A 13191-nucleotide genomic window follows, 5' to 3' on the forward strand; every position below is an offset into this window, starting at 1 on the left:
GCCTCGTGAGCCGGATGTTGCCGGATCAGGGTGAACGCCGCGACACAGCGTCGCAGCAGCGCCCTGCCCCGGCACCGTTCAGATGGGGTCCTGCAGTGCCATCTGCATGTCACGCTGGCGGCGCTTCTCGGCCCGGGCCGTGATGTACCAGCCCACCACGGCCGCGATCGACACCGCCAACACCATCAAGGTGGCCAGCGCGTTGATCTCGGGCTTGATGCCCATCCGCACCGAGGAGAACACCTTCATCGGCAGCGTGGTGGAGTTGGGACCGGCCACGAAGCTGGCGATCACCACGTCATCAAGGGAGAGCGTGAAGGCCAGCAGCCAGCCGGCCACCAGCGCCGGGGCGATGATCGGCAGGGTGATCTGGAAGAACACCTTGAGCCGGCTCGCGCCAAGATCCATGGCGGCCTCTTCCAGCGAGCGGTCCAGCTCCTGCAGCCGCGAAGACACCACCACGGTCACGAAGGACAGAGTGAAGGTGACGTGCGCGATCCAGATGCTGGTCACGCCGCGGCTGGGAAAGCCGGGGATGCCGCCCATCGCCACCAGCAGGGTCATCAGCGAGAAGCCCAGGATCACTTCGGGCATCACCAGCGGTGCGGTGATCAACGCCCCGAACAGGGTCTTGCCCGGGAAGCGGCGCATGCGGGTCATCACCATCGCGGCCATCGTGCCGAGCACGGTGGCCGCGCAGGCGGTCCAGAATGCGACCTTCAGGCTGATCCACAGCGCGTCCAGGATCTGGCGGTTGTTGAACAGCTCACCGTACCAGCGCGTGGAGAAGCCCGACCACACCGTGGCCAGCTTGGAGGCGTTGAAGGAATACACCATCAACAACAGGATCGGCAGGTACAGGAAGGCGAAGCCCAGCCCGAGCAGGCTCCAGCCCAACCAGCGGTTGCTGCGCACCATGCTCATGCCAGCTTTCCTTCCAGCTCGCGCTGCTGCATGCGGTTGAACAGCAGGATCGGCACCAGCAGCAGGGCCAGCATCACGATCGCCACCGCCGAGGCCGTCGGCCAGTCGCGGTTGTTGAAGAACTCGCCCCACAGCACGCGACCGATCATCAGCGTGTCCGGCCCGCCCAGCATTTCCGGAATCACGAATTCACCCACGGCCGGGATCATCACCAGCATGCAGCCGGCGATGATGCCGGTGCGCGAGAGCGGCAGCGTGATCCGCATGAAGGCCTGCCACGGCTTGGCGCCGAGGTCGTAGGCGGCCTCGAGCAGGCGGTTGTCCAGCTTCACCAGGTTGGCGTACAGCGGCAGCACCATGAACGGCAGGTAGCAGTACACGATGCCGATGTAGGCTGCGGTCGGGGTATACAGGATCTGCAGCGGTGCATCGATCAGGCCCAGCTTGAGCAGCAGCTGGTTGAGCAGGCCGTTGCGGTCCAGGATGCCGATCCACGCATACACGCGGATCAGGAACGAGGTCCACGAGGGCAGCACCACCAGCATCATCGCCACGTTGCGTGCGGCCGGGCTCATCCGCGAGATCACATACGCCATCGGGTAGCCGATCAACAGCGTGAGCAGGGTCGAGATGACCGCGATCTTGATCGAGCTCAGGTAGGCCAGCAGGTACTGGTTGTCCTTGACCAGGGCCGCATAGCTGCCCAGGTTGAGCTTGAGCGAGAAGGCGCCGTCCACGTACTCCAGCAGCCAGGTGTACGGCGGCGAGCCGACCTGGGTGCGCGCGAAGGAGATCATCAGGATGATCACGAACGGCACCGCGAAGAACAGCAGCAGCCACAGGTACGGCGCGGCGATCACGCCGGCGCGCGTGCCCGGGAGCCAGCGCTTCCAGCCGGTCGCGCTCATGAGGTCAGCACCACGCCGTCGTTGTCGCGCCAGTGCACCCAGACGGTGTCGCCCCAGGTCAGGCCATCGCTGGCCCAGCGCTGCGAGTTGGCGAAGTTGGACAGCACCTTGGCCCCGCTCGGCAGGCGCACATGGAACACCGAGTGGCTGCCGAAGTAGGCGGTCTCCTCGATCACGCCCTGCGCCTTGTTGGTGTCGCCGGCCGGTTCGTCCTTGCCGATCATCACCTTCTCCGGGCGCAGCGCGAAGGCTACCGGCTGGCCTTCGTAGCCGGTGATGCCGTGGGCGACGTAGATCGGCGCAGGGAACAGCGGCGTGCGCACCGTGACGTATTCGGGCAGGTCCTCATCGAGCACCCCGTCGAACAGGTTCACCGAACCGATGAACTCGGCCACGAACCGGTTGGCCGGCTGTTCGTAGATTTCATCCGGCTTGCCGACCTGCTGGATCCAGCCGGCATCCATCACCGCGATCCGGGTGGCCATGGTCATGGCTTCTTCCTGATCGTGGGTGACCATCACGCAGGTCACCCCGGTGGTCTCGATGATGTTGACCAGCTCCAGCTGCATCTGCGAGCGCAGCTTCTTGTCCAGCGCGCCCATCGGCTCATCCAGCAACAGCAGCTTCGGGCCCTTGGCCAGCGACCGCGCCAGCGCCACGCGCTGCTGCTGGCCACCGGAGAGCTGGTGCGGTTTGCGCTTGGCCAGCTTGGTCAACTGCACCAGCTCCAGCATCTCGCCGACACGGCGATTGATCGCATCGCGGGCCATGCCGTCCTGCTTCAGGCCGAAGGCGATGTTCTGCTCCACCGTCATGTGCGGGAACAGCGCATAGGACTGGAACATCATGTTGATCGGGCGCTGGTACGGCGGCAGCGCGTTGATGCGCTGGCCGTCCAGGTCGATGGTGCCCTGGGTGGGGGTCTCGAAGCCGCCCAGGCAGCGCAGCAGCGTCGATTTGCCGCTGCCCGAGCCACCCAGCAGCGCGAAGATCTCGCCCTTGCGCACGTCCAGGGTGACGTCGTCGAGCGCGACGAAGCCGTCGAACTCCTTGCGCAGCGCGCGGATGGACAGGTAACCCGGTTCCAGGACCGGGAGGACCGCGCCTTCCGGCTTGGCTTCAAATGGCATGGGGGGCGGCTCCAAGAGCGGCGGCAGGACGGGGGGAGCATCCCATTTTACCGGTGGTGGCCGCGTCATGTGCTACCCGGCGGGGCGGCCCGCGTTGCCGGCCCCGGACGCACGCGGCCCCCGAAACGACGACGCCGGCGCGGGGCCGGCGTCGCAGGGGGCACTCAGCGCCCGGTTTTCACCTCGGTCCACAGCCGGGTGTAGAGTTTGTCCACCTCCGGCGTGTTGATCGAGTAGGTGAACATCTTGGCCGCCACATCGGCCGGCGGGTAGATGGTCGGATCGGTGCGGATCGCCTCGTCCACCAGCGGCGTGGCCGTGGTCACCGGGTTGGCGTAATGGATGAAGTTGGTGTTGGCCGCGGCGACCTTGGGCTCGAGCAGGTAGTTGATGAAGGCGTAGGCGGCCTCCGGGTGCTTGGCATCCTTGGGGATGGCCAGCATGTCGAACCACTGCGGGGCGCCTTCGCGCGGGATCGAGTAGGCCACGGTCACGCCGTTGGACGCCTCGGCCGCGCGGTCGCGGGCCTGGATGATGTCACCGGACCAGCCCACCACCAGGCAGGTACCGCCGTTGGCCAGCGAGCCCACGTACTGCGAGGAGTGGAAGTTCTGCACGTACGGGCGGATCGTCTTGAGCAGCGCGGCGGCCTTCTCCAGCGTGGCCGGGTCCTGGCTGTGCGGATCCTCGCCCAGGTAATGCAGCGCGATGGGGATCATGTCCGACGGCGTATCCAGGATCGTGATACCGCAGTCCTTCATCTTGGCGATGTTTTCGGGCTTGAAGATCAGGTCCCAGCTGTTGGCGATCTCGGTGCTGCCGCCGAAGCGCTGCTTGAGCAGTTCCACGTTGTAGCCGATGCCGGTGGTGCCGATCATGTACGGCACGCCGTATTCGTTGCCCGGGTCCTGCTGCGCGATGCGCTTCATCACACTCGGGTCGAGATTGGCCAGGTTCGGGATCTTGCTCTTGTCCAGCGGCAGGAACACGCCGGCCTTGATCTGGCGGCCGAAGAAATTCAGCGTCGGCACGACCACGTCGTAGCCGCTGTTGCCGGCCAGCAGCTTGGTTTCGACCATCTCATCGCTGTCGAACACGTCATAGGTCACCTTGGTGCCGGTGGCCTTCTCGAAGTTCGGGATGGTGTCTTCCGCGATGTAGTCGCTGTAGTTGTAGACGTTCAGCACCTTGGCGTCGTCCTGCTTGTCACCGCCGCCACAGGCGGTCAGCACGGATACGGCAATGCCGAGGGTGAGGATTCGCAGCTTCATCGGACTCTCCACAGGTCAGGTGCGAGTTGGGGGGAACCGGCCGGACCGGCGCAACGGGTGCCAGCCTACCGGGCATGCCCCCATTTTCCCAGCACACGGCCCTCACGGCCATGCCGGATGTGGTGCGTGGGGTCAGACGTTGAGCAGCAGGAACTCGCGCTCCCAGGAGCTGATGACACGGAAGAAGGTCTCGTATTCCTTGCGCTTGACCGACACATAGGCACGGCAGAAGCGCTCGCCGAGCATCTCGCGCAGCGCCGGGCAGCCTTCCAGCCCGTCCAGCGCCTCGCCCAGCGAGCGTGGCAGGTCGTAGCCCAGCTCCTTGGCGCTGCCGCTGATCGGGGCGGTGGGCGAGCCCTGCTCGCGGATGCCCAGCAGCCCGGCGGCCAGGGTCGCGGCGATGGCCAGGTAAGGGTTGGCGTCCGAACCGGCGAACCGGCTTTCCACCCGCATGTTCTCCGGCGTATCCAGCGGCACCCGCAGCCCGCAGGTGCGGTTGTCGAAGCCCCAGTGCACGTTGCTCGGGGAGACCTCGCCGAACATCAGTCGGCGGTAGGAGTTCACGTTCGGCGCGAAGAACGCCATCGCCGCCGGCACGTACTTCTGCAGGCCGGCCAGGTAATGGCCGAACAGCGGACTGAAATCCTCACCACCGTGCTCACCACTGAACACATTGCTGCCATCGCTGATCCGCAGCAGGCTCTGGTGGATGTGCATCGCACTGCCCGGCTCATTCTCCATCGGCTTGGCCAGGAAGGTGGCATAGATGCCGTGGCGCATCGCCGACTCGCGCATGGTGCGCTTGAACAGGAACACCTGGTCGGCCAGGTCCATCGCATTGGCGTGGGTGAAGTTGACCTCCAGCTGCGCGGCGCCGGATTCGTGGATGAGCGTGTCCACGTCCAGCTTCATCGCGTCGCAGTAGTCGTACATCAGATCGAGGATCGGATCGAACTCGTTGACCGCGTCGATCGAGTACGACTGGCGCGCCGTCTCCGGGCGACCGGAACGGCCGGCCGGCGGCAAGAGTGGGAAATCCGGGTCGGTGTTCTTCTGGACCAGGAAGAACTCCAGCTCCGGGGCCACCACCGGGCGCAGGCCGAGCTCGGCATAGGCGTTGAGCACCCGGCGCAGCACGTTGCGTGGGGCCAGCTCGTGCGGCTCGCCGGTCTTGGTGAAACAGTCATGGATGACCTGCGCGGTGGGATCGGTTGCCCATGGCACCATGCGGACGGTGTCGGCATCCGGGCGCAGGATCATGTCCGAGTCCGAGGGCGAGGTCAGCTCGTAATAATCGTCCGGGAATTCGCCAGTGACGGTGGTGGCGAAGATGCCCTCCGGCAGGCGCGTGCCGTAATCGTGCGAGAACTTGTCGGCCGGAATGATCTTGCCGCGCGCGTTGCCGGTGATGTCCGGCACCAGGCACTCCACCTCCGTGATGCGCCGGTCCTTGAGCCAGCGCAGCAGCGTGCTCTCCTGCGGAACAGGCTTGGGGGCGGCTTTGCGCGAACGCGTTCGGGTGGTCATGACCGGTCTGCTGTAAGAGAGTTGCGGCGACAAGCATCGCCGAAAGCGTGAAAAATGCTGTGATAGAACCGATTGTCAGCCACCCGCCACTCAGGATGCCACTGCACCCCGAGCACGAAACGGTGCGCGGTACTGCGCGCCGCTTCGATCAGCCCATCCGCGGCGATGGCCTCGACCCGCAGCCCGTCGGCCAACCGGTCGATGCCCTGCCCGTGCACGGAATTGACCGTTGCCGTGGGCGCCCCGGCCCAGCTGGCCAGCCAACCGCCTTCGGACAGCTGCACCGCATGTGCAGGACCATACTGCACCTGGACCGCCGCCTGCGGGTCTTCGCGATGATCGCCCAGCCCCGGCACCTCGTGCACGCGCGGATGCAGGCTGCCGCCGAGCGCCACGTTCAATTCCTGGAAACCGCGACAGATCGCCAGCACCGGCAGATCGCGGGCCAGCGCTTCATACAACAAGGACAGCGCGTTCGCATCGCGCGCCGGGTCATGCCGATTGCCCGGCCAGCTCGGCGGCCCCGCATACAGATGCGGCTCGATGTTGCTTACCGCGCCGGTCAGCAGCAGGCCCTGCAGCCGGTCCAGCCAAGGCGCGGCCGGCAGCGGCGGTTGCAGGCTGGGCAACAGCACCGGGGTGACGCCGGCCGCCTCGACCAGCGCGCGGATGTACTTTTCACCGGCCGCCGCGAAGCGGTGATGGCCCAACATCGTGCTGTCGGTGGGCAGGCCGACCCAAAGGGGCGAGACCATGCGTCATGCTCGGATGACCTGCAACCACGTTACCCCTGCGCGCAGATCCCGCGCAACTCAGCGCCGCCTCGCCGGCGCGCGCCCCCTCACACGCCGGGCGCAGACGCTGCGACAGACTGCCCGCTGTCACGCGCCTCGGTTGCTGGCATCCTTTGTCCATGATTCCTGACCTGTCCATCGCCCGCCGGAGCCCGGCATGACCACCGCCGGCGAGGCGCACGCACCCAGCTGGTACGCCGACAGCGTGGCTGATGCCCCGCTGCGTGAGCCACTGGCCGGCGATCTGAACGCCGACGTCTGCGTGCTCGGCGCCGGTTACACCGGCCTCTCCGCCGCGCTCACCCTCGCCGAACGCGGGTATCGCGTGGTGCTGCTGGAGGCCCACCGGGTCGGCTGGGGGGCCTCAGGGCGCAACGGCGGCCAGGCCATCGTCGGCTACGGCTGCGAGGTGGACACGCTCGAGCATCTGGTCGGCGCCGAAGATGCGCGGGCGCTGTTCGAGTTCTCGCGCGACGGCATGCGCCTGCTGCGCGACCGCATCGCCCGCCACCAGATCGACTGCGACTGGCGCGACGGCCACGCCAGCGTGCCGATCAAGCCCCGCCAGGAGCGCATGCTGCGCGCCGGGCTGATCGATCTGGCCCAGCGCTACGACTATCCCCTGGAGTGGTGGGACCGCGCCCAGCTGCGCGGGCAACTGGACAGTCCGCGCTATCGCGGGGCCATGTTCGATCCTCACAGCGGCCACCTGCATCCGTTGGCCTACGCACAGGGCCTGGCCCGTGCCGCCGAGGCAGCCGGGGCGGTGATCCACGAGCAGTCGCCGGTACTGCAGTTGATCCGGGGGGCCCGGCCGCAACTGCGTACCGCACACGGCACGGTCAGCGCCGATCACGTGGTGATCGCCGGCAACGCCTGGCTGGAGGGCATCGCGCCCGAGCTGGAATCGCGGATCATGCCGGTCGGCACCTACATCGGCGCCAGCGCGGTCCTCGGGCAGGCGCGGGCGCAATCATTGATCCGCAACGACATGGCCGTGGCCGATGTCAGCTGGGCGCTGGACTATTTCCGACTGAGCCGCGACCACCGCCTGCTGTTCGGCGGCCAGGCCAGCTACTCCGCCCTGCCCCCGCCCGGCCTGCGCGGGGTGATGACCCGGCGCATGCGCGCGGTGTTCCCGCAGCTGGGCGACGTGGAGCTGGAGTACGTGTGGGGCGGCTATGTCGACATCACCCGCAACCGTGCCCCGCACTGGGGCCGGCTGACCCCGAATGTCTATTTCGCGCAGGGCTTTTCCGGCCACGGTGTTGCCGCTGCGGGCCTGGCGGGCCAGGTGCTGGCCGAGGCGATTGCCGGGCAGGCGGAGCGGCTGGACGTGTTCGAGCGCATCCCGCACCGCCCTTTCCCCGGCGGGCGCCTGCTGCGGACGCCGCTGCTGGTGGCGGCGATGTCCTGGTACAAGCTGCGCGATGCGTTGTGGTGAGGGTTCAAGGGGCCGGCATCCTGCGTGTTACAGAAACTGAACTGGCGCGAACCGGTGCCTGAGATCCGGCCGCGATCCCGCAATTGCACGATCGGCCTTCTGTCGATACCGTCAGCATGGAACGGATGCTCGTGCGGAATCGGCACTCGCCTTGGGATTTTCCACCGGCGAGATGGGAGGGGGTCGTGGGACTGCAGTGGTCGAACGAAGGTCTTCATCTGAATCTGCGTATCTAACCGGCCGGATGGATCCTTGCGGTGGTGTACGCCGTGGCCTGCTGGGGCGCTCGGAAAATATCCCTCGACCAGTTTTACCTGCCGGCCGGCGTGCGCGTTGCCGCACTGCTGATCTGCCCACCGCGACTGTGGCCTTACCTCCTCCTTGGGGAGTACGCCTACTTTGCGCAGATGCGCGTTCCGATGATCGGTAAGTATGGCTGGCTATGGGTCGTCCTTGGTTCGGCGTTCCTCATGCCCGCCGTGGCGATGATCGTTCGTCTACACCGCAGGATGATGGCAGGTACTACCGACATCTGGCTGGTGTCCGTCGCGATCGCTTCCGCCGCTGCAGCCACCACGATCAATATCACAGCATCGCACCTGCTATGGCCGATACCCCCCTCCATTCCGCCGCTGAGCAGCGCAGCCCGCATGTTTCTGGGCGATTTCATTGCCATCTTGACCGTCGCGTTGCCTGCGCTGCTCTGGACACGCCGGCGGAGCGAGCCAGAGTGGTCGAGGCGCTTCATGGTGCCCACCCTGGGCGCCATCGGGCTGACCCTTCTGCTCGGACTGTCGGCCACCGTGATGGCACCGGAAACCGCTGGTGCCAAGGCCAGCGTGCTGCTGTTGATGGCCCTGCCTGCGATTGCGCTCACGTGCATGCATGGATGGCGCGGAGCCGCCATCGGCGTTCCGCTGCTGAACCTGATCATCCACATGACGACGCCCAGTTCCGGCCATCCGGAATCCTTCGATGCGGAGACCTTCGCCACGCAGCAGAGCATGGCAGTGCTCAGCATCGCGCTCCTGGCACTGGGCTCGAGCATCAGCTATTACCGCCAGCAGTACAGGGCCCGCGCGCTGGCCGAAGAAGCGGCCCGGGCGCTAGCCAGAACGTCTCAGATCTCCACGGAAATGCACCTCAAAGAGCGCGCTCTTCATCTGAGGGAAATCGGCGATGGAATCGATGCTTCACTCAGCCAGGTGATGACATGGCTTCAGTCGCACGGTCACCACGACACCGCCATTGACCTGCTACGTGCATCGGCGAAGCACGCACGACAGTTCCGCGAACAGACCAGCCTCCTCTATCCAACCTCGCTTGAGCAGCTCGGCCTTTATCTGACCATGCAGACTGGCGGTCTTCGCCAGACCTGGGAAGAAACGCATCGCGTAACCCGTCCACGCCTCGCCGGCAATCCCTGTCATTTGAGTGTGGAACTGCAATTGGCGGCCTATCGCACGTTGAGTGATGCTGTGTCTCTTCTGCTGGGGCAGGAAACCGGTCAGCTCAGTATCCAGACACGCTGCGGCCGCGTGCGGGAGCAGCGCGGAATCGTCATGGTGGTGGCGTTGCTGGACAGAGGCCGCGCGCTCTCGTGGGCAACGACGGATCTGGCGCGTGAGCAGCTGACGGCACGCGTGCTTGCCCACGGCGGGAGAGTGCATTGCCGCCACAATCGCATCAGGATTCTGCTGAGGGAGACCGCCCTCCCCGTCCCGCAACGGAGTGAAACGCTGCTGCGCACGGGGTTCGCATAGCGGCTGCCCGAGCGGGCGACGGAATGTCCAGGCCTTCGGCGAACACGGACGGAACGTGTCGACCACCCCTAAAGTTACGCGTGAAACCGCCGCTACCAGTCCCGACCCACTCGGAACCGAGCGTACGCCTCATGCCGGCACTGTTGCAGGGCGCTGTCCTCAGCGACCCCGGTGATGCCCTGCCCCAGCGGATCCTGCTGGTGGAAAACTCGCGCACGTTCACCAGCATGCTGCGCGAGGCGATCGAGCAGCGGCTGGAGCTGCCGGTGTCGGTCGCGACCAGCCTGGCCGAGGCCGGGCGGTTGCTGGATGAGGAACAGGGTTGGTTCCTGGTCCTGACCGGCCTGGTGCTGGCCGATGGTGACCGCGATACCGTGGTGGACTACTTCCTCTCACGCGGGTTGCCCACGGTGGTGGTCAGCGGCGTCTACGACGAAGACCTGCGCAAACGGGTGCTGCAGCAGCAGATCATCGATTACGTGCTGAAGAACACGCCGGGCAGCATCGATTACCTGGTGTGGCTGGTACAGCGGCTGGAACGCAACCGGCGGATCGCCGCGGTGGTGGTGGATGATTCGATGTCGGCACGGATGTACGCCGCCTCGCTGCTGCGCATGTACGGGCATGATGTCTACGAGGCGGCCGACGGTGCCGAAGGGCTGAAGGCGATCGAAGCGCACCCCGCGATCCGGCTGGCCGTGGTCGACCAGGAGATGCCGGGCATGGAGGGGGTGGAGTTCACCCGCCGCCTGCGCACGATGCGCTCACGCGACAAGCTGGCGGTGATCGGGATCTCCGGCAATACCGACCCGTCGCTGATCCCGCGCTTCCTCAAGAACGGCGCCAACGATTTCCTGCGCAAGCCCTTCTCGCGCGAGGAGTTCTTCTGCCGCGTCTCGCAGAACGTGGACCAGCTGGAGCTGATCGGCACCCTGCAGGACCTGGCCACCCGCGATTTCCTGACCGGCCTGCCCAATCGCCGCTGCTTCCTGGAACAGAGCCAGCGCCAGCTGCCGCAGCTGCATCTGGATGGCGAGCAGGTGGCGGTGGCGATGATCGACATCGACCACTTCAAGCACATCAACGATACCCACGGCCATGAGGCCGGCGATGACGCGCTGCGCGCGGTGGCCGCGGCGGTCGCCCAGCACGCGCGCCAGGAAGACCTGATCGCGCGCTTCGGTGGCGAGGAGTTCTGCCTGCTGGTGCCCGGCATGGATGAAGAGCAGGCCGTGCACTACTTCGACGAACTGCGCCAGGCCATCGCCGCGCTGGAGGTCGACCTGGGCCACACCACGCTGCGCATGACGGTGAGTATCGGGCTGTGCTGCCTGCGCCCGCAGCGCGACTCGCTGCACCGGCTGATTTCCGAGGCCGACCGCCAGCTGTACCTGGCCAAGGCCGGCGGCCGCAACCGGGTCCACTGCGCCACCGTGGCCACCGGCCCACGCCAGCGCGAGCCTGCCCTGGTGCCTTGATCGAGATCAACGCGGCCCCGGCCGCGACTGCCTAGAGTCGCCCCCAGTTGAACAGCGCGGGGAACGCACCATGGCACTTCTGGTCTGGCAGGACGATCTGAACATCGGTATCGATGTCATCGATCACCAGCACATGCGCATCGTGGAGATGCTCAACCACCTGCATGTCGCCCAGAAGAGCCTGGAGCGGCTGGCCGTGGCCGAGGTGATCGACGAGCTGGTGGATTACACGATGTCCCATTTCGCCTTCGAAGAAGAGCTGATGGAGGAAGCCGGCTATCCGTTCTGTTCGGCGCACAAGCGCGTGCATGAGATCTTCGGCAAGCGCGTGGGCGAGTACCGGCTGCGTTTCCAGGCCGGTGAGGACATCACCGAAGAGCTGCGCACGATGCTCTCGCGCTGGCTGTTCAATCACATCCGGGGCGATGACAAGGCGTACGCGCCGCAGGTCAAACAACACCTCAACCAGTTCGCGCGCGAGCACCAGCAGGGCAGCTGGCTGGGCCGCACGCTCAAGCGCTTCTTCCGCTGATCAGCGCCCGCGCCGGCCCATCGCCAGCAGGGCGACGATGGTGATCAATGCGGTGACGCACAGGTAATAGCCCACTGCGACCAGGCCATAGCGTTCGGCCAGCCAGGTGGCCACGTACGGCGCCGGGGCCGCACCGAGAATGCCGGCCAGGTTGAACGAAAGCGAGGCGCCGGTGTAGCGCACCTGGACCGGATAGATCTCGGCCAGGAAGGTGCCGCACGGGCCGTAGGTCAGGCCCATCAGGAACAGGCCCAGCGCCAGGAACCCCAGCACCAGCCACGGGCTGCCGGCCTGGAACAGCGGCGCGAACGCCACGCCGAAGGCGAGGATCAGGCCGCTGGCCACGATCATCGTGCGGCGTGTGCCCCAGCGGTCGCCGTACAGCGCGGAAATGGGAATGCCCGCCGCGAAGAACAGGATGCCGACCATCTGCAGCAGCAGGAACTGCTCGCGCGAGTAGCCCAGCACGGTGGTGCCATGGCCGAGGGTGAACACCGTCATCAGGTAGAACAGCACGAAGGTGGCGAACGCTCCCAGCGTGCCCAGTACCAGCGTCAGCGGATGTTCGCGCAGCACCGTCCACATCGGCAGCCTGACCCGCTCGTTGCGGTCCAGCGCGGCCTGGAACTGCGGGGTCTCGTGGATGTTCAAGCGCACCCACAGGCCGATGCCGACCAGCAGCGAACTGGCCAGGAAGGGCACGCGCCACCCCCATTGCAGGAAATCAGCCTCGCTCATCGCGCGGCCGAGCAGCAGGAAGATACCGGCCGAGAGCAGGAAGCCCAGCGGAGCACCCAGCTGCGGGAACATGCCGTACCAGGCGCGCTTGCCGGGCGGTGCATTCTCGGTGGCCAGCAGCACTGCACCACCCCACTCTCCCCCCAGCCCCAGGCCTTGCCCGAAACGGCACAACGCCAGCAGTGCCGGTGCGACCAGGCCGATGCTGGCATGCGTGGGCAGCAGGCCGATGGCCACCGTGGAAACCCCCATCGTCAGCAATGCCGCCACCAGCGTGGCCTTGCGCCCGATGCGGTCGCCGTAGTGACCGAACACCGCCGAGCCCACCGGCCGCGCGATGAAGGCCACGGCGAAGGTCGCCAGCGACTGCAGCATCGCCGCGCCATCGCTGCTCTCGGGGAAGAACAGGTGCGGAAACACCAGCACCGCCGCGGTGGCGTAGATGTAGAAATCGAAGAACTCGATGGTGGTGCCGATCAGGCTCGCCAGCAGGATGCGGCGGGGGGAGTTCACGACGGGTGCGACAGCAGGTGTGGACATCGGGTACGCAGAAAAGGGCAGCTGCCGGATTCTGCCACGGCCTTCCCGCGCCTGCCGCGATGGTTGCAGACGAGACTGTCAGCCAGTGACCGGGTCCACAGGCTGCGTGCCAGCCAGGAACTTCCACCCCCTCACCGGGTCT

11 protein-coding genes are annotated in these 13191 nt (G+C 66.4%); 4 read left to right on the forward strand and 7 right to left on the reverse strand.

Annotated features, from left to right (window positions below; genetic code table 11):
• Window positions 1-78 precede the first annotated feature (78 nt).
• The 6 genes from POS15_RS10430 to POS15_RS10455 form a co-directional block, all read right to left on the reverse strand.
• Entirely contained in the window at window positions 79-924 is an 846-nt protein-coding gene (locus POS15_RS10430; RefSeq protein ID WP_284128117.1) for an ABC transporter permease subunit, read from the reverse strand.
• Window positions 921-1832: an ABC transporter permease subunit gene (locus tag POS15_RS10435; protein ID WP_266086007.1), complete on the reverse strand. Its 912-nt coding sequence runs from the start codon at window positions 1830-1832 to the stop codon at window positions 921-923. Before POS15_RS10435 ends, POS15_RS10430 begins: the two co-directional genes overlap by 4 nt.
• The gene (gene potA, locus POS15_RS10440; RefSeq protein WP_284128118.1) at window positions 1829-2962 is read right to left on the reverse strand and encodes a polyamine ABC transporter ATP-binding protein; all 1134 of its coding nucleotides are present in this window, start codon (window positions 2960-2962) and stop codon (window positions 1829-1831) included. Before potA ends, POS15_RS10435 begins: the two co-directional genes overlap by 4 nt.
• Before the next feature lie 164 nt (window positions 2963-3126).
• Entirely contained in the window at window positions 3127-4233 is a 1107-nt protein-coding gene (locus tag POS15_RS10445) for a polyamine ABC transporter substrate-binding protein (protein WP_046272012.1), read from the reverse strand.
• Between the two features lie 132 nt (window positions 4234-4365).
• The gene (locus POS15_RS10450) at window positions 4366-5760 is read right to left on the reverse strand and encodes a glutamine synthetase family protein (RefSeq protein ID WP_019185860.1); all 1395 of its coding nucleotides are present in this window, start codon (window positions 5758-5760) and stop codon (window positions 4366-4368) included.
• Entirely contained in the window at window positions 5757-6515 is a 759-nt protein-coding gene (locus tag POS15_RS10455; protein ID WP_284128119.1) for a gamma-glutamyl-gamma-aminobutyrate hydrolase family protein, read from the reverse strand. The genes POS15_RS10450 and POS15_RS10455 overlap by 4 nt, the downstream gene beginning before the upstream one ends.
• 196 nt (window positions 6516-6711) lie before the next feature.
• Between POS15_RS10455 and POS15_RS10460 the strand changes: the two genes are divergently transcribed.
• From POS15_RS10460 to POS15_RS10475, 4 genes are all read left to right on the forward strand, one after another.
• Window positions 6712-7998, forward strand: a complete 1287-nt coding sequence (locus POS15_RS10460; protein WP_019185862.1) for an FAD-binding oxidoreductase — start codon at window positions 6712-6714, stop codon at window positions 7996-7998.
• 260 nt (window positions 7999-8258) lie between these two features.
• The gene (locus POS15_RS10465; protein ID WP_284128120.1) at window positions 8259-9761 is read left to right on the forward strand and encodes an MASE1 domain-containing protein; all 1503 of its coding nucleotides are present in this window, start codon (window positions 8259-8261) and stop codon (window positions 9759-9761) included.
• Window positions 9762-9892: 131 nt separating this feature from the next.
• Window positions 9893-11239: a diguanylate cyclase gene (locus POS15_RS10470; protein WP_019185864.1), complete on the forward strand. Its 1347-nt coding sequence runs from the start codon at window positions 9893-9895 to the stop codon at window positions 11237-11239.
• Between the two features lie 70 nt (window positions 11240-11309).
• Entirely contained in the window at window positions 11310-11771 is a 462-nt protein-coding gene (locus tag POS15_RS10475; RefSeq protein WP_019185865.1) for a bacteriohemerythrin, read from the forward strand.
• On the opposite strand, the gene POS15_RS10480 is transcribed toward POS15_RS10475, so the two are convergent.
• Window positions 11772-13049, reverse strand: coding sequence for an MFS transporter (locus POS15_RS10480; protein WP_019185866.1), 1278 nt, complete (start codon window positions 13047-13049; stop codon window positions 11772-11774).
• Window positions 13050-13191 lie beyond the last annotated feature (142 nt).

It is taken from the genome of Stenotrophomonas sp. BIO128-Bstrain (genome assembly GCF_030128875.1).
Lineage (GTDB): Bacteria > Pseudomonadota > Gammaproteobacteria > Xanthomonadales > Xanthomonadaceae > Stenotrophomonas > Stenotrophomonas bentonitica_A.